General features: G+C 68.0%; 16 protein-coding genes. 15 read left to right on the forward strand and 1 reads right to left on the reverse strand.

All coding sequences use genetic code 11. The annotated features are described in order from the left end of the window. Positions 1–261: 261 nt before the first annotated feature. The 10 genes from V6K52_RS03565 (at position 262) to V6K52_RS03610 (ending at position 10,952) form a co-directional block, all read left to right on the forward strand. Positions 262–1,146: a fumarylacetoacetate hydrolase family protein gene (locus V6K52_RS03565; RefSeq protein ID WP_353952530.1), complete on the forward strand. Its 885-nt coding sequence runs from the start codon at positions 262–264 to the stop codon at positions 1,144–1,146. Beyond that, entirely contained in the window at positions 1,143–2,117 is a 975-nt protein-coding gene (locus V6K52_RS03570) for an acetaldehyde dehydrogenase (acetylating) (RefSeq protein ID WP_353952531.1), read from the forward strand. Before V6K52_RS03565 ends, V6K52_RS03570 begins: the two co-directional genes overlap by 4 nt. A gap of 56 nt (positions 2,118–2,173) precedes the next feature. Continuing rightward, on the forward strand, positions 2,174–3,205 hold the full coding sequence (gene dmpG / locus V6K52_RS03575) for a 4-hydroxy-2-oxovalerate aldolase (RefSeq protein WP_353952532.1): 1,032 nt from the start codon (positions 2,174–2,176) through the stop codon (positions 3,203–3,205). A 181-nt stretch (positions 3,206–3,386) separates the two neighbouring features. Next, a complete protein-coding gene (locus V6K52_RS03580) occupies positions 3,387–4,187 on the forward strand; it encodes an N-acyl homoserine lactonase family protein (protein ID WP_353952533.1) in 801 nt (266 codons plus the stop codon). A 130-nt stretch (positions 4,188–4,317) separates the two neighbouring features. Next, positions 4,318–5,115: an SDR family oxidoreductase gene (locus tag V6K52_RS03585; RefSeq protein ID WP_353952534.1), complete on the forward strand. Its 798-nt coding sequence runs from the start codon at positions 4,318–4,320 to the stop codon at positions 5,113–5,115. Next, complete coding sequence (locus tag V6K52_RS03590; protein ID WP_353952535.1) at positions 5,112–5,999, forward strand: SDR family NAD(P)-dependent oxidoreductase; 888 nt, start codon at positions 5,112–5,114, stop codon at positions 5,997–5,999. Before V6K52_RS03585 ends, V6K52_RS03590 begins: the two co-directional genes overlap by 4 nt. A 1-nt stretch (position 6,000) precedes the next feature. Then, positions 6,001–7,452 (forward strand): aldehyde dehydrogenase family protein, encoded by a 1,452-nt coding sequence (locus V6K52_RS03595; protein ID WP_353952536.1) that lies wholly within the window; start codon positions 6,001–6,003, stop codon positions 7,450–7,452. Further along, positions 7,452–8,774 (forward strand): multidrug effflux MFS transporter, encoded by a 1,323-nt coding sequence (locus V6K52_RS03600; protein WP_353952537.1) that lies wholly within the window; start codon positions 7,452–7,454, stop codon positions 8,772–8,774. The genes V6K52_RS03595 and V6K52_RS03600 overlap by 1 nt, the downstream gene beginning before the upstream one ends. A 118-nt stretch (positions 8,775–8,892) precedes the next feature. Then, complete coding sequence (locus V6K52_RS03605; RefSeq protein ID WP_353952538.1) at positions 8,893–9,741, forward strand: alpha/beta hydrolase; 849 nt, start codon at positions 8,893–8,895, stop codon at positions 9,739–9,741. Between the two features lie 35 nt (positions 9,742–9,776). Further along, entirely contained in the window at positions 9,777–10,952 is a 1,176-nt protein-coding gene (locus V6K52_RS03610; protein WP_353952539.1) for a hydroxylase, read from the forward strand. 39 nt (positions 10,953–10,991) lie between these two features. Here the strand turns inward: V6K52_RS03610 and V6K52_RS03615 are convergent, their stop codons facing one another. Further along, complete coding sequence (locus V6K52_RS03615) at positions 10,992–11,858, reverse strand: IclR family transcriptional regulator (RefSeq protein ID WP_353952540.1); 867 nt, start codon at positions 11,856–11,858, stop codon at positions 10,992–10,994. A gap of 295 nt (positions 11,859–12,153) precedes the next feature. Between V6K52_RS03615 and V6K52_RS03620 the strand changes: the two genes are divergently transcribed. The 5 genes from V6K52_RS03620 to V6K52_RS03640 all read left to right on the forward strand — a co-directional run bounded on the left by V6K52_RS03620 (position 12,154) and on the right by V6K52_RS03640 (position 16,091). Then, complete coding sequence (locus V6K52_RS03620) at positions 12,154–13,167, forward strand: ABC transporter substrate-binding protein (protein ID WP_353952541.1); 1,014 nt, start codon at positions 12,154–12,156, stop codon at positions 13,165–13,167. A gap of 73 nt (positions 13,168–13,240) precedes the next feature. After that, positions 13,241–14,032: an ABC transporter permease subunit gene (locus V6K52_RS03625; RefSeq protein WP_353952542.1), complete on the forward strand. Its 792-nt coding sequence runs from the start codon at positions 13,241–13,243 to the stop codon at positions 14,030–14,032. Between the two features lies 1 nt (position 14,033). Then, positions 14,034–14,816, forward strand: coding sequence for an ABC transporter permease (locus tag V6K52_RS03630; RefSeq protein WP_353952543.1), 783 nt, complete (start codon positions 14,034–14,036; stop codon positions 14,814–14,816). After that, positions 14,813–15,646, forward strand: coding sequence for an ABC transporter ATP-binding protein (locus V6K52_RS03635; protein ID WP_353952544.1), 834 nt, complete (start codon positions 14,813–14,815; stop codon positions 15,644–15,646). Before V6K52_RS03630 ends, V6K52_RS03635 begins: the two co-directional genes overlap by 4 nt. A 10-nt stretch (positions 15,647–15,656) precedes the next feature. Then, positions 15,657–16,091: a heme-binding protein gene (locus V6K52_RS03640; protein ID WP_353952545.1), complete on the forward strand. Its 435-nt coding sequence runs from the start codon at positions 15,657–15,659 to the stop codon at positions 16,089–16,091. Positions 16,092–16,186: the final 95 nt, after the last annotated feature.

Here is a 16,186-nt window from a genome sequence, read left to right on the forward strand (position 1 = left end):
CTGATTCGGCCGTTCGAAGACATGGCCGGTGACGTCGTAAGCGAGGACCTGCCAACCTCCTACACGGCCGTGGCCATCGACCTCGCGCCCGACGGGAGGTCTGGATTCCATTAAGGCCAGCTGCTCGCAGTGATCCGTGTGTCGATCGTTGGGTCGTGGCCGACACGGGCCCAGGAGGCGGCGTTCCGCGCAGTGGAACCAAGTCGTAGGACTTTGCGGAGGGAGCCTTCACGCTGAGACCGACCGACCCAAGGAGATCCCATGACCGTCTCACCCGAGCCGACGACCGATCCCGAGTCCGACACCGCCGTCCTAGAGGCCGTCGAGCGCCTTGAAAGCGCCTCCCGCACCGGCAAACCATGCCCGCCCGTGCGTGACCTCATCGGGGAGTCCGACCTTGAGAGGGCGTATGCCGTGCAGCACAGCCTCGCCGCCCGGAGACGCGCTGCCGGGGCGCGGGTCGTCGGACGAAAAATCGGTCTCACTTCACCGGCGGTGCAGCGGCAACTCGGTGTCGAGCAACCCGACTTCGGCCTCCTCTTCGATGACATGAACGTGTCCGGACTGGCCACCGTGCCGACGGGTTCCCTGCTCCAGCCCCGCGTTGAGGCAGAGGTCGCCTTCGTCCTGAGGGCCGACCTCGACCAAGACGGGCTCAACCTCGGCACCGTCCGCCGGGCAGTTGACCACGCCGTGGCCGCCCTCGAGATCGTCGACAGCAGGATCGCCGGGTGGGACATCCGGATCACCGACACCGTCGCCGACAACGGCTCGAGCGCGCTCTTCGTCCTCGGTGAGAAGCAGGTGCGGCTCGACGAGTTCGACCCGATCGCCGTCACGATGCGGATGACCGCGGATGACGTGCTGGTCTCCGAGGGGAATGGTGCCGCGTGCCTCGGCGACCCCCTTCTGGCGCTGCTCTGGCTCGCCCGGACGGCCCAAGAGGTTGGCGACCCGCTGCGTGCCGGCCAGGTCGTGCTCTCGGGCGCCCTCGGTCCGATGCACTCAGTGACTCCGGGCACCGTGATCAGCGCCGAGATCTCCGCGCTCGGCACGGTGAGCGTGACCTTCGCGTCCGACGCTCCCGAGCCAGCAAACCCCCCGACGCCTCATCCCACGAGCTCCCCGAAGAAGGATCCTTCATGACAAAGACCAAGGTGGCCATCATCGGTCCGGGAAACATCGGAACCGACCTGATGCTGAAGGTGATACGCCTGTCCACGAACCTCGAGATGGGGGCCATGGTCGGCATCGACCCCGAATCCGATGGCTTGCGCCGCGCCGCGAGCATGGGCGTTCCAACAACCCATGAGGGTGTCGACGGGCTCATCGCCATGGGCAACTTCGACGAGATCGGCATCGTGTTCGACGCCACCTCTGCGAAGGCCCACGTGGCCAACGCTGCAAAGCTCACGGCATACGGCAAGAAGCTCGTCGACCTCACGCCCGCAGCGATCGGCCCGTACGTGGTCCCGCCGGTCAACCTCGACGAGCACCTCGAGGATGACGCCGACAACGTCAACATGGTCACGTGCGGTGGCCAAGCGACCATCCCTATCGTCGCCGCGATCTCACGCATCACGCCTGTTCCCTACGCCGAGATCGTCGCGTCCATTTCGTCCAAGTCCGCCGGCCCGGGCACCCGGGCCAACATCGACGAGTTCACCGAGACCACCACCGTGGGAATTGAGAAGGTCGGCGGCGCCCAGCGCGGCAAGGCCATCATCATCCTTAACCCGGCCGAGCCGCCGCTCATCATGCGGGACACCGTCTTCGCCCTCATCGGTGACGCCGACCACGACGCGATCCGCGAGTCAATCGCGCAGATGGTGGAAAAGGTGCAGCAGTACGTGCCCGGGTACAGCCTCAAGCAGGAGGTGCAGTTCACGCCGATCCCCGAGGACGAGCCGGTGCATACGCTCCTGCCGCAGGGTGCCCCGACGGTGACGACAAAGGTCAGCGTCTTCCTGCAGGTCGAGGGGGCAGGGATGTACCTGCCGGCCTACGCCGGCAACTTGGACATCATGACCTCGGCCGCCCTGCGCGTGGCCGAGAGCATGGTCGAGCGGGCGGCGGCCAAGTCCGTTGCCCAGGACCCTGCAGCGGTGACCGCGTGAGCACCGGAGAACCAGTGCAGAAGTCCACCGCCCCCACGCCCCCGGAAGCCGACGCCATGACTGACAGCCCTCGCCTCTACATCCAGGACGTCACCCTTCGTGACGGGATGCACGCCGTGCGCCACCGCATCAGCCCCACGGACGTCGGTCGGATCACCGCCGCGCTCGACGCGGCCGGTGTCGACGCCATCGAGGTCGCCCATGGGGACGGGCTCGCGGGGGGCAGCCTCAACTACGGACCGGGTTCGCACAGCGACTGGGCCTGGATCGAGGCCGCCGCCGAGAACATCACCCAGGCCACGCTCACGACCCTGCTCTTGCCGGGCATCGGCACGATCGCCGAACTGGAGGATGCCTACTCGCTCGGGGTCCGTTCGGTCCGCATCGCGACGCACTGCACGGAGGCGGACGTCTCGGCGCAGCACATCAGCAAGGCCCGGGAGATGGGCATGGACGTCTCCGGGTTCCTCATGATGAGCCACATGAACACCGCCCCGGAGCTGGCTGCCCAGGCCAAGCTCATGGAGTCGTACGGCGCACAGTGCGTCTACGTCACCGACTCCGGCGGCCGCCTAACGATGGACGGTGTCCGCGACCGGGTTCGCGCCTACCGCGACCTGCTCGACCCCGCGACCCAGATCGGCATCCACGCCCACCAGAACCTTTCCCTGGCGGTGGCCAACTCCGTCGTCGCCGTCGAGGAGGGCGTCACCCGGGTGGACGCCTCGCTCGCCGGACACGGAGCGGGAGCGGGCAACTGCCCGATCGAGCCGTTCATCGCCGTGGCGAACCTGCAGGACTGGAAGCACCGCTGCGACCTCTTCGCCCTCCAGGACGCCGCGGACGACATCGTCCGCCCGCTGCAGGACCGGCCCGTCCAAGTCGACCGTGAGACTCTCACCCTCGGCTACGCGGGCGTCTACTCGAGCTTCCTGCGCCATGCCGAGGCCGCCTCGGAGCGCTACGGAATCGACGTGCGCACCATCCTGCTCGAAGTCGGCAAACGCAAGCTGGTCGGGGGGCAGGAGGACATGATCGTCGACATCGCCCTCGACCTGACCGCCCGCGGGGTGAGCACCGGATCATGATGCGGCCAGGGGATCGAGTCGATGTCACTCAATCCCGACACCGTCGTGGACACGTGACTCCGCCTAGCCGCGCGTTCCCCGCGCCAGCCCCCCACGACCGGACCGCGAGAGGACTTCGACGACAGGAGGGCCGGTTCTCAGACGGAGGCCCGGCCTGCCGGCGGTGTGGTACTGATGCCTGATGCCTTATGCGCACGGCTCACACGCCGGCACGGCACGTCGACTCCGGGCGCTCGACGCACCCACGATGACCACGGACGCGTCGAGCCTGGTCGTGGGGGCTGAAGGTTCAGTGACCTTCCCCGTGCCTTCGTTCGTCATCGAGCACGACCGGGGCCTCATCCTCTTCGACACCGGATTCGCGCCGAGGTTCTATGACGACCCTGTCGGATACTTCGGCGAGCTCGCCAACGTGCTGCGCATCCGGACGCACCCGGGGCAGCGGCTCGACCGGCAGCTGGCAAGTCTGGGATTCGACACGGAAGACGTCACGCACGTCGTGCTCTCGCACGGCCACAGTGACCACGCCGGTGGACTGGGGTTGTTCCCTCGAGCCGAGATGATCGTCGGGCCGGGTGAGCTGGAATGGGCCAGGTCGCCGAACCGGGCGAGTGCTCGCTACTTCCGTTGGTCGGAGGACCTGGCGCCAGTCGAGCCCCAGCGCTGGACCGTGGTCAACGGCCCCGCGCACGACGTCCTCGGTGACGGCTCCATCATCGTGCTGCACACCCCAGGCCACACACCGGGACAACTGTCCCTGGTCGTTCGACTCCCGTCACAGACCATCGTCCTCACGGGAGACACCGTCCACCTCCGGGAGGGACTGGACCGTCTCGCGCCCTACCCGTACGACTGGGACCCCCAGCTCGCTGTCCGGAGCCTGGAACGCCTTGCCCTGCTCGAACGCTCCGGGCACCGACTGTGGATAGCCCATGACCCTCACGACTGGTCTAGGTTCGAGCCTCTGACGCCACACTGCTGAGTACGAGGACCGCCAACCGGCACGATCGTCGGCCCAGGTCGGCTTTCCACTGGATGAGCGGACCGGCCGCCGGGGCGCCGGCGCCTGGTTACGTTCGCCAGATCCAGGCCGGCAGACGTGATGGAGCACCATGAATCCCCAACTGATCGCTCTGATCTGCGGCGGTGACGGCCATCTCGGCTCCATCGTGGCCGCGCTGAACGGCATGGGTGCCCGAGTGCTCCTTCAGGCGCAGGACGGGCAGGAGCTGGAGGCGGCGCACCGCGTGGCGGCGTCCAGCGGGGGCCGCGTCGAGGTCCTCGATGCGGCGGTCGACTCCTTCCAAGACGCGGACGACCTCGTCGGCCAAGTGGCTCGGGCCTACGCGGGGCTCGACGTTCTCCTCACACCCCCCGTACCTACCAGCGGGGATCGACTTGTGGACCTCGGCGACGAAGCCTGGCACGCCCTGCTGACCGCCTACCAGAAGCGAGCCGTGGCGCTGGCTCGCGCGGCTGCCCGGCGGTTCGTCGAGCAAGGTCGTGGAGGGCGAATCCTCACCTTCTCCCACAGGGACACCTTCACCTCGTTGGGGCCTGCCTCGGCTGCCATGAATGCGGGGATGCTCAGCCTGGCCAGTGCCATTGCAGGCCCCCTGGCAGAGCACCGTGTCACGGCCAACTGCCTGGTACTGGGCGACGAGGTCACGGCCCGGGGATCCGCCGCGGGTGACCGGAACATGGTCTCCGAGCTGGTGGCACACCTGTGCACTCCCGCCGCAGAAGGCATCAGTGGCCGGTTCCTCTTTGCCTCAGAGCACGACCTCGGGATGTATTCAGTGCCACTCGCCATCGCGAACCCTCATGCCCTCGTGCGTTTTGCGGAGGACGCGCCGGCCGACGCGGTCAGCCAGTTCCTCAGCCCCCTTCTCGATATCGGAACGACATGATGACGACTTCCGCGAATCCCCAGACCCGGCTGGACGGGAAGGTCGCCGTTGTGACCGGCAGCGGGCGAGGCCTCGGTCGGGCTACCGCTCTTGAGCTGGCCGGGCGCGGAGCCGCAGTGGTCGTGAACGACCTCTTCGTCCACGAAGACGGCACACCCGCCGCCCAACGGGTCGCGGCCGAGATCGAAGCCGCTGGAGGGCAGGCCCTCGCCGACACGCACGATATCTCCGGCTTTGACGCTGCGGCGCACATCGTGAGCGCCGCGGTGGAGACCTTCGGGCGTCTCGACATCCTCGTGACTCCTGCGGGCAACTACCGCCCCAGTTCCATCCTCGATCTCGAGGAGGACGAGTGGGAAAGCGTCACGGGCGTCCACCTCGGCGGTCATGTTGCCTGCATGCGCGCTGCCGCCCGGCAGATGATCGTGCAGGGAGACGGAGGCCGAATCGTCACGGTCTCCTCGCGTGGGGGCCTCTTCGGGACGCAAGTGGCCTACGGCGGCGCCAAGGCCGCCATCATGGGGCTGACATCGGGCGCCGCCCGAGAGCTGGCGGAGCACGGCATCACGGTCAACTGCCTGCTGCCGAGCGCTGTGACCCAGCTCTTCAGCATTCCCGCTGGCAACCGACGGTTCGGCGGGATGCCCGAGACGTTGCACATGGAACCCGAGTACATCGCCCCCCTCGTCGCCTACCTGGTGTCCCCGGCAGCGGCGGATGTCACTGGGCAGTTCCTGTATTCCGCTGGCACCGACATCTGTGCGTACGCCCAACCCCTGCGCCTCAAGGGGGTCACAACCTTCGCCCGGCACACGCGCGGTTGGACCGTCGAGGAGCTGGCTGCGTACATCCCCGCGATCCTCGGCCTCCACCGGGAGACCTGACGTGGACCAGTATCCCGGCGTGTACATCGACGGTGCCTGGAGGCACTCGGCGGACAGGGACTCGGTTGCCGTCGTCAACCCCGCCACGGAGGAGCCCTTTGCGGTAGTAGGTCTCGCAACCGACTCGGACGTCGACGAGGCTGTCTGGGCCGCGGAGCGCGCACTGCCTGGCTGGGCAGCCACTCCGCTGCCGGTGCGGCGCGCCGTGGTGGTACGGGTGGCGGAGCTCCTGGAAGAGCGCGCGCCGGAACTGGCCCGGCTCCGGAGCCTGTCGATGGGGGCGCCGTATCGGTCTTCCCTGAAGCTCAGCAACTCGGCGGGGCTGCTGCAGATGTACCTCGAGACCATCAACGAGGTCCAGTTCTCACAGGTCCGTCGGGACCGGTTTGGCGACTCGCTCGTCCTCCGCAGACCGGTGGGTGTCGTCGCGGGAATCGTTCCGTGGAACGTTCCCGTGCGCAACGAGCTCAAGAAGATCATCCCGGCCATGTTGTCCGGGTGCACCGTGGTGCTCAAACCGGCGCTGGAGTCACCCCTGGTTGCCGGCCCGCTCGTCGAGCTGTTGGGGGAGGCAGGGCTCCCGCCCGGGGTCGTCAACCTCGTGGTCGGCGGGGGCCACGTCGGGGAGGCCCTCGTCCGGCATCCGACCGTCCGCAAGGTGGCCTTCACCGGCAGTACTGCCACGGGAGCCCGGATCGCGGCTCTCGCGGGGCCGGCCATGAAACGGCTCCAGTTGGAGCTCGGTGGGAAGTCGGCGGCGATCGTGCTGGAGGATGCCGACCTCGCTGCCACTGTGCCGAGCCTGCTGGCGTTCGGCTTCGGGAACAGTGGACAGATCTGCGCGTCCTTGACACGGGTGCTCGTCCCTCGCACGCGGCACGAGGAGGTGGTGGAAGCCCTAGCAGAGGGCGCGTCGCGGCTGGTGGTCGGTGATCCGATGGATGACAGGACAACCATGGGTCCGCTGGTGACGAAGCGTCAGAGGGACAAGGTTTTGGCGCTCGTCTCGTCGGGTCGTGCCGAGGGCGCCACCCTCGTGTGCGGCGGGTCTGCACCAGCTGGACTCTCACGGGGCTGGTACGTCGCGCCGATCGTCTTCGGGAACGTGCGCAACGACATGCTCATTGCCCGTGAGGAGATCTTCGGCCCCGTGGTGTCGGTGATCCCGTATGACTCGGAGGCTGAGGCGGTCAGGCTCGCAAACGACTCCCGGTACGGGCTGCACGGTGCCGTGTACTCGCGGGACGACGCGCACGCGTTGGACGTGGCGCTGCAGCTCGACACCGGGACAGCGGCGGTCAACTCCTTCGACATCCCCGTCAGCGCCCCCTTCGGTGGTGTCAAGGACTCCGGTTTCGGCCGGGAGAACGGGGTCGAGGGTTACGACTCGTTCCTCGAGTACCACTCCTACAAGCTGACCCCCGCCCTGGCCGCGTCGATGTCAACCCCCTGATGGCAGTCATCGCATCCCGGACGCCAGCAGACCGAGGGGCCCGCGGGGCCCCCACCGCAGCGGCATCGCCGCCGGCCGCCCCGGCGGGGGGCGCGAGGCTGGTCCTCCTCATCTCCCTGGCGCTGATGTCGACCATCTCTCCGTTCGGCACGGACATGTACCTGCCGTCCTTCCCGAGGATCGCCGAAGACCTGTCCACCACGCCTTCGGGTGTGCAGCTGACATTGACCACCTTCTTGGTCGGTGTGGCCCTCGGCCAGCTCGTGTTCGGGCCGCTCTCCGACCGGCTCGGGCGCAAGCCGCCGCTGGTGATCGGAACCGTGGTGTGTGTCGCCGCCTCAGTCGTGGCAGTCCTCGCCCCCAGCATCGAGGTGCTGCTGGTCGCGCGCTTCTTCCAAAGTGTGGGCGGCGCGGCCGGAATCGTCATCGCCAGGGCCATCGTGGCGGATGTCTTCCGCGGTCCAGAGGCGGCGAGCATCTTCAGCGTGCTGGCCGTGCTCGGAGGGCTGGCGCCCATCGTGGCGCCCATCGCCGGGGGCCTGCTCGCGATCCCGATCGGCTGGCGGGGTGTCCTGGCCGTCCTCGCCGGCCTAGCGGGCGCCATGTGCGCCGTCGCGGTGTTCGTCATCCGGGAAACCGCACCACGGGTACGCCCAGATGCCCACGCCGCGACCGGTTCGCGAAAGACGGCTCCGCACCTCGGCTCGGTGCTGTGCAGACCCGGCTTCACGGCATACGCCCTGGTGAAGACCTGCAGCTTCGCCGCACTCATGGGGTACATCTCGGCGTCGCCGTTCCTCTTCCAGGACCTGCTGGGGCTAAATGCGTTGCAGGGCGCCGGACTGTTTGCCCTCAACTCGTTGACGATGATCATCGCCAGCGCCGTCAACGCGCGGCTCGTCCGCCGGCGGGGGCCCGCCCTGATGCTGCGCGTCGGACTCATCCTGCTCACGGTCGCAGCAATCACTCTGGCGCTCGCCGTGGTCTTCGCGGCGCCGCCGTGGGCCGCCGTGCCGACGTGCACGCTGCTGGTGGGCTGCATGGGGTTCGTCTTCGGCAATTCGATCGCCCTCGCCATCGGCCACGCGCACGACGCAGCCGGCGCGGGCTCCGCCTGGATCGGTTTCTCCCAGTTCGTGGTCGGAGCCGCAGTGGCTCCGATCGTCGGATTGGGAGGAGGCGCCAGTCTCGTCCCCCTGGCGGTCGTCGTGGTTGCGGCGACGGCAGTGGCGTGGGGCTGCGCGACTGTCGGTGGTCGGGCTGATCGACTGGGGGCCTCAAATGCACCGGTGGGGGTGGCCCGGTTCGCCGCACCGAGGTGAGGTGTTCCGGCATCCGGCACCGCCCGCTCGGCATCCGGCCTCTTGTGAGTCAGGCTTCCGGGGAAGGCAGGCGACAGGCCTGTTCGCGCGGAGCAGATCGTCCTGAAGGAGTTCGCAGATGAGCAGCATCACCGAGGAACTGACCGAGCAGAACACCAGCCGGACGGTGGAGACGCCGAGCGGCACCATCCATTACAACGAGGCCGGCGAGGGGCACCCAATCCTCCTGCTGCACGGCAGCGGTCCGGGGGCCACGGGGTGGAGCAACTTCGGCCCCAACCTCAAGGCGCTCAGCAGCCAGTTCCGGGTCATCGCTGCGGACATGCCTGGATGGGGCAAGTCGTCGCCCGTGAGTTACGAGAAGCGCGACCACGTCACTGCGGTCCTGCACCTGCTCGATGCCCTCGGCATCGACCAAGCCGCCCTGGTCGGCAACTCGATGGGCGGGGCCACAACGTTGAAGTTTTCGGCCGTGCACCCTGAGCGGGTGTCCCACCTCATCACGATGGGCGCTGGCGCCGGCGGCGTCCGTCTCTTCTCCCCGGGCGACGGTCCGTCGGAGGGCCTGAAGATCCTCCACCGGGGCTACGTAGAGCCGTCGGTCGAGGTCATGGCCCAGCTCGTCGACATCATGACCTTCGACAGCGGCACCCAAAGTGAGGCCCTCGCGCAGCAGCGGTATGACAATGCCACGGCCAACCGGACCCATCTCGAGAACTTCGCGTCCGGCATCGGCAAGCCCCGGCGGGGGACCGCGACGCTCGAGGAACTCGCCAGCATCTCGGCGCCCACCCTGCTCGTCCATGGCCGTGACGACCGCGTCGTCGGCTTCGAGCACGGACTCCAGCTCGTCGCCGTGATCCGCAACTCTCGCCTCGTGCTGTTCAACCGCTGTGGCCACTGGGCGCAGCTCGAGCACGCCGCCGAGTTCAATCGGCTCGTCGCCGACTTCGTCGCGAACAACTGATTTCCCGCACCACGGCCATCCCAGAGGAGACGTTCATGAGTACGGTGCTCGACCGTGTAGAGGAGCTGGCCGAGTTCCTTGGCGATCAGGCTGAGGAGGCTGACGACTTGGGCCGTCTGCCCGACGAGACGGCGAAGCGACTGCGGGCGACCGGCGTCGGCCGGATGCTCCAGCCCAAGGACTTTGAGGGTCTTGAGACCTCCCCTCTGGAGTTCTTCGAGGCCGTGCTCGCCATCGGTTCCCGCCACGGCTCCTCAGGGTGGGTCGCGGGCGTCGTCGGTGTGCACCCCTTTGAACTCGCCGTCGGAACCAGGCAGATGCAGGAGGAGGTATGGGGAGGGGACCCGGACACTTGGGTGGCCTCACCCTATGCGCCGCTCGGGCGTGCTCGCCCGGTCGAGGGCGGCTTCATCTTCAGCGGTCGCTGGCCGTTCTCTTCAGGGACCGACCTGTGTGAATGGGTCGTCCTCGGCGGGATGATCACCGATCAGGACGGCGTCGTGGCCGGGTCCAACCCGCTACGCCACTTCATTCTTCCGCGGCAGGACTACGAGATCATCGCCGACTCCTGGAACGTCGTTGGCCTTCGCGGGACCGGCAGCAAGGACGTCGTCATCAGGGATGCGTTTGTGCCGGCCCACCGGATCATCGACCCTCTGGACTTGGAGTCGGGGGCGGCCGCAGCTCAGGCGGGCCGCGGCGACGCCCCCCTATATCGGATGCCGTTCCACACGATGTTCAGTGGGACAATCGCCTGTGCGACCATCGCGCTGACCGAGGGCGCCCTCGCAGCGTTCGTCGCGCACAGCCGCTCGCGGATCAGCAGGGCTGGGCACCGGGTCAGCCAAGACCCGCACCAGCTCGCCAGCCTGGGGGCCGCAGCCGCCGACATCCAGGCCAGCCGGGTGCAATTCATGTCCGACATGGGCCGGCTCTGGGACCTCGCTCAGCGTGACGGGGCCATGCCCCTCGCGCTGCGCGCAGAGATCCGGCGCAACCAGGTCCGCGCGGTGCGGCGCTCGGTGGACGCCGTGGACCGTCTGGTGGCCCACGCCGGCGGGCATGCCATGCGCCTGGACAACCCCATCCAGCGCTTCTGGCGCGACGCCCATACCGGACTCGCCCACGTCTCCAACGTCGCGGACCCGGTGTATGCGGCCTACGGACTCAACCTCTACGGCAGGGAGATGCCCCCGGGCACCCGGCTGTAGCCGGTCGTGTTCGTCGACGCCCTAGGTCCCGGCCGAGCCTCAGGACACCTCGGGCATGCGGAGGACGTAGGCGCGGCTGATCCCCTCGGCGGCCCGCCGGACGTGGCCCTCGATGCGCTCCCAGCTCGTCCCGTAGGCCGGGCCCGACGCCGAGATCGCGGCGATGGCCCTGCCGCCAACGATGATGGGGGCCGCGACGCACGAGAGCCCCAAGGCGCCCTCCTCTCGGTCATAAGCCACCCCGGCTTCGCGCACACGACGGAGCTCGCGGACGAACCGGCCCGGCTCGGTGATCGAGTTGCGGGTTCGCCGGGGCAGGCCCGACTCAACGACGGCCCGCACGGTCGCGCCGTCGCTGAAGGCCAGCATCGCCTTCCCAAGTCCGGTGCAGGACGCGGGGAGTCGGGCGCCCGGCACCGTCACGACCCGCGGCCACGTCGCGGCGTGCACCTTCTCGACATACACCACGTCCGTCCCCTCGAGGATGGCCAGATGAGCCGTAAGCCCGGTCTGCACGTGGAGCGAGCTGAGGTCGTGGATGGCGACGTCTCGTAACCCATTGGGTCGGCAGAAGCCGACCCTGCTGCCCAGCTCGAAGAGGGACAGTCCCAGGCGGTACTTGGCACCCGCGCGGGCCACGAAGCCGGCGCGCTCGAGGTCGGCGAGGAGCCGGAACGCTGTCGACTTCGGCATGCCGGCCCGACGTGCGAGTTCGCTCACCCCCAGCTCGGGGACGGTGCCGCGGAACGCCGCCAGCAGCTCGAGCGCCTTGCCCACGGAGGTGATCTGTCGATCCTCCCCCAAGGAGGGGACCCGCTCGGTGGGCGAGCCCGTCGAAGGCCGCTCGCCCCCGCCTCGGTGTGCCGTGCCCGGGTTGGTGTGCGAGTTGTTGACGGTGGCGGTCATCGGTTCTCCTTCACTGCCGCGAACTCATCGATGAGGCGGCGATCGTCCCGGCGTCCCGCTATTCCGGCTCATGGGACATTCGTGCCAGTATGCGGAACAAGGACCCTTTCACGACGGCGTATTCCGCAGGATGAGGTAAAGCACGTGCCGGGTATTTCGACCGTGTCACGGTCGTGTACTGCAGGGCGCACGAGCCGCACAACCCTCGTCACCGTGCTGCCAATTCTGGTCGCGCACAGTCGCCGACCTGCCGACGTCAATGGAGACTGGGCCTCGGCCCGAGACAGGAACCAACATGATCACTCTGGGCAGAATCCGCCGCGCGGGGCTCGCCATCGTGGCAGTCGCCGCCGTCTCCCTCGTGGGGGCCTGCGGCTCCGACACGGAGAACCCCTCCGGTGCCGCCGCCAGCGGCGCCTCGGACGGCAAGGTCGAGACGCCGCAGGTGTCCGTCGCCGTCTTCCCGAGCTTCAACGCGCTCGGCGCGCAGGCCGCGAAGGCTGACGGCAGCTTCGACAGCGCGGGCCTGACAGTCACCTTGGCGACCATCGCCACCCCGGCCGAGGGCTTGCCACAGCTGCTGGGTGGGAAGGTCCAGTTCGCTCTCATGGACCTCACCGTGCCAGCTGTGGCACGGACCAAAGGTGTACCGCTGACGCTGGTCGCCCCCGGCGCCAAGGGCACAGCACCCAAGGACAACTTCGGTGTCGGCAACCTGTGGGTCAAGGCCGACAGCCCGATCAAGACGATGAAGGACGTCCAGAACGCGACCTTCGGTATCCCCCAGATCAACAGTCAGATCTGGGTCGACATCCGTTCCGTCGTCGACGAGGCAGGTGGCGACTCCTCGAAGATCAAGTTCGTGGAGGTTCCCAACACGCTCTCCGCACTCAAGGCGGGCAACGTGGAGGTGACCACGACGTCGGAGCCTGCAGGAACCGCGGCCCTGGCGGACCCGTCCATCCGAGTCCTCGGCGGTTACACCGCCGCCGGCGGCGACCTCGCGTACGCGTACGTCACGACGCAGGAGTTCGCGAAGAAGAACCCCAATACGGTTAAGGCGTTCGAGGAAGCGATCCTCAAGGGCAACACCACGGTCAACACCGACCCGGCCAAGCGGTCCGAGGTCGCCGCGAGCTACATCAAGGCGCCGAAGGCGCTGCTCGACAAGGCGCACTACCCGGAGTTCAGTGTCGAGCCGATCAGTGAGGCGAACGTGCAGACGGCCCTCGACCGCCTGATGAAGTACGGCCTGCTCGACAAGGCCAAGGCACCGAAGGCCGCCGACCTCGTCTTTGCCGGCAAGTAGACCGACCACCAGGACCACGGCGCCGCGGCCCCCAGATGGGGCGACCGCGGCGCCGGACCGGAAGGAGAACCGCATGGCGCAACCGAGCCGAACACGCGCGGCCCGAGGCGCTGTCGTCGCCCGGCAGGCGGCGGCGTGCGCGATCGCCCTGGTGATCTGGCACCTGTTCGCCACGGGTCCGGGTGAGGCGGCTGATGTTCCGACGCCGTGGCGGACGCTGGTGACGGCGATCAACATGGCACAGGGCAGTGACTACTGGACCGCAGTCGGCAACACCCTGCTCACCGCGAATCTCGGCCTCCTGCTCTCGGTCGCCGTGGGTGTGCCGCTGGGCCTGGTCAACGGGGCCAGCCGCAAGGTCACCCTGAGCTCACAGTTCGTCGTCGACTTCGGGCGCACTATTCCGGGCATCGCTATCCTCCCGTTGGTCCTCCTGCTGTTCGGCGGCACAAGGACCATGGCCTTGGTCCTCGTGATGTTCGGTGCCGTCTGGCCAATGCTCGTGCAGGCGACCTACGCCGTGCAGCAGGTCTCGCCGCAGATGCGACAGGTGGGCGCAGCCTTCCACCTCAGCACCTTGGATCGGATCCGGGCCATCTACCTGCCCAGCGCCATGCCGTTCCTCACCACTGGTCTGCGTATTGCTGCCACCATCAGCCTCCTCCTCGCGATCTCGGCAGAGTTCCTCGGGGGCACCGACGGGATCGGGCGCAGTCTCTTCAACGCCCTCACCGTGAACAACCCCGACGAGATGTTCGTCTACGCCTTCACAGCGGCGTTCATGGGGGTCGGATTGAACCTCGTCCTGCTCGCCGCGCAACGTCGGTTGCTGTGGTGGCACCCCTCGCAGAGAGAAAGCGGCTGATATGAAGTCCTGGCGCTCGAAGATTCTGTGGGAGATCTGGCTCCCCGCCTTGCTGGTTGCGCTCTGGTGGTTCGCCAGTGCCAAGAGCACGTCCTTCTACTTTCCACCGCTGTCCACAATCCTCACGGAGTTCCGGGCACTCTGGATCTTCGAGAACGTCCCCACCCAGATCGTTCCAAGCCTGGCCCGGCTCGGGGCGGGCTTCGCCATCGCTGTCGTTGGCGGGGTCGCCCTGGGGCTGCTCCTGGGCTCGGTCCGCTGGCTGGAAGAGGCCACCCGACCGATCATTGAGTTCCTGAGGGCGACCCCCGGCGTCGCCGTGCTGCCCATCATGATGCTTGTCCTCGGCATCGGCACCTCGATGAAGATCGGCATCATCGCTCTGGTGAGCGCCTGGCCCATTCTCCTCAACACGATCGACGGAGTCCGGTCGGTCGAGCCCGTCCTGCGCGACGTGTCCAACAGCTATCGCCTCTCCAAATGGGATCGGATCCGCTATATCACCCTGCCCACGGCGATGCCGCAGATCTTCGCGGGAGCCCGGACGGCGTTGGCCATCGGGGTCGTCGCCATGGTCATCTCCGAGATGGTGGGCACTCCTGGCGGGATGGGGTACTTCATCCTGAGCTCGCAGCGCGAGTTCAACATTCCGGCGATGTGGACGGGGATCATTGCCCTCGGCATCGTCGGCTATCTGCTCAACAAGCTCTTCGGCCTCGTGGAGAACCGGGTCCTGAGCTGGCACAAAGGCATGATGTCCCACCACGAAGGAGCCGGATCATGAGTGTCACCCCACATCGCAACGCGACCGACGACACAGTCCTGGAGGTCAACGGACTGGGCCACTCCTACGGGGACCACGTCGTCCTTGAAGGTCTGGACTTCACGGTGTCGACGGGTAAGTTCGTTTGCATCGTTGGACCCTCTGGCGCCGGCAAGACGACGCTCCTGCAGTGCCTGACGGGGCTGCGGAAGCCGACGAGGGGCAGCGTCGTCTTCGAGGGTGAGCCCGTCAAGGGCACCCCGCGCGGCATGGCCGTGGTGTTCCAGGACTACAGCAGATCGCTCATGCCCTGGCTGCGGGTCCTCGAGAACGTTGCGTTGCCCCTGAGGTCAGCAGGGATGGGCAAGACGGAGCGGATCGCCCAAGCCAAGGAGGCGCTGGCGGAGGTCGGCTTGGCCGACTTCACTCATGCCTATCCGTGGCAGCTGTCGGGCGGTATGCAGCAGCGCGTGGCGATCGCACGGGCCCTCGCCTTCCGGCCTCACGCCATCGTCATGGATGAGCCGTTCGCCTCAGTCGACGCCCAGACCCGCGCCGACCTCGAGGATCTGGTCATCGGCCTCAAGGAGCGGCTGGGCATCACCGTGCTGCTGGTCACGCACGACATCGACGAAGCGGTCTACCTCGCGGATACCGTCCTCGTCCTCGCGGGCAAGCCGGCGAGCGTGGCGGCACTGATCGACGTCGACCTGCCCGTGCCCCGTGACCAGCTCGACACCAAGGCCCTGCCACGCTTCGCGGAGCTGCGCAGCGAGGTCTACACGTTGATCCGTAGACCTGTAGCAGCGGACGGGGCCACCCCGAGCACGACGCTCACCGTCGCTCCGTAGGCGGCCGGCCGTGAGCCGTGTTCACCCCGCCTGCCTCGGGACGGCGGTCGCCAAGGCGGTCGCCGACGAGGTGCTGGCGTCAGCCGCGGCCCGGGGGCTGACGGTGAGCGTGGCCATCGTCGACGAGCGCGGGTTCGACCTGGTCGTCCTTCGGGGGGCCGGCGCCTCGTGGTTCACCCCCGACGCGGCCCGGGCCAAGGCGCGGACCGCGGCGGCCTTCGCCCGTTCGTCAGAGAGCCTCGGCGGCATGCGAAAGAAATATCCGGACCTGTTCGATCTCATCGCCGACAGCCTTGCCTTCGCCCCCACCTGCCTCCCGGGAGGCCTACCCGTCGAGGTCGACGGTCACGTGCTCGGCGCAATCGGCGTCAGTGGCGCCCCACCCGACGAGGACGTCACTCTCGGCCGGGACGCCCTGACGAGAATTCTCGAGGGAACCTCGTGACGGGCGCCGTCCCGAGGTGCGGGACGGCCGCCTAGGCCGACGCGGCACCGCCCGCGACACTCGAAGATGGATGGCCACCACGGCCGCACCCACCG

The sequence above is a fragment of the Knoellia sp. S7-12 genome (genome assembly GCF_040518285.1).
Classification (GTDB): domain Bacteria; phylum Actinomycetota; class Actinomycetes; order Actinomycetales; family Dermatophilaceae; genus Knoellia.

What these genes read in the sequence shown, in the direction of transcription:
- V6K52_RS03565 (WP_353952530.1), top strand. Translation starts at nt 262, where the DNA reads ATGACCGTCTCACCCGAGCCGACGACCGATCCCGAGTCCGACACCGCC.
- V6K52_RS03570 (WP_353952531.1), top strand. Translation starts at nt 1,143, where the DNA reads ATGACAAAGACCAAGGTGGCCATCATCGGTCCGGGAAACATCGGAACC.
- dmpG (WP_353952532.1), top strand. Translation starts at nt 2,174, where the DNA reads ATGACTGACAGCCCTCGCCTCTACATCCAGGACGTCACCCTTCGTGAC.
- V6K52_RS03580 (WP_353952533.1), top strand. Translation starts at nt 3,387, where the DNA reads ATGCCTTATGCGCACGGCTCACACGCCGGCACGGCACGTCGACTCCGG.
- V6K52_RS03585 (WP_353952534.1), top strand. Translation starts at nt 4,318, where the DNA reads ATGAATCCCCAACTGATCGCTCTGATCTGCGGCGGTGACGGCCATCTC.
- V6K52_RS03590 (WP_353952535.1), top strand. Translation starts at nt 5,112, where the DNA reads ATGATGACGACTTCCGCGAATCCCCAGACCCGGCTGGACGGGAAGGTC.
- V6K52_RS03600 (WP_353952537.1), top strand. Translation starts at nt 7,452, where the DNA reads ATGGCAGTCATCGCATCCCGGACGCCAGCAGACCGAGGGGCCCGCGGG.
- V6K52_RS03605 (WP_353952538.1), top strand. Translation starts at nt 8,893, where the DNA reads ATGAGCAGCATCACCGAGGAACTGACCGAGCAGAACACCAGCCGGACG.
- V6K52_RS03610 (WP_353952539.1), top strand. Translation starts at nt 9,777, where the DNA reads ATGAGTACGGTGCTCGACCGTGTAGAGGAGCTGGCCGAGTTCCTTGGC.
- V6K52_RS03615 (WP_353952540.1), bottom strand. Translation starts at nt 11,858, where the DNA reads ATGACCGCCACCGTCAACAACTCGCACACCAACCCGGGCACGGCACAC.
- V6K52_RS03620 (WP_353952541.1), top strand. Translation starts at nt 12,154, where the DNA reads ATGATCACTCTGGGCAGAATCCGCCGCGCGGGGCTCGCCATCGTGGCA.
- V6K52_RS03625 (WP_353952542.1), top strand. Translation starts at nt 13,241, where the DNA reads ATGGCGCAACCGAGCCGAACACGCGCGGCCCGAGGCGCTGTCGTCGCC.
- V6K52_RS03630 (WP_353952543.1), top strand. Translation starts at nt 14,034, where the DNA reads ATGAAGTCCTGGCGCTCGAAGATTCTGTGGGAGATCTGGCTCCCCGCC.
- V6K52_RS03635 (WP_353952544.1), top strand. Translation starts at nt 14,813, where the DNA reads ATGAGTGTCACCCCACATCGCAACGCGACCGACGACACAGTCCTGGAG.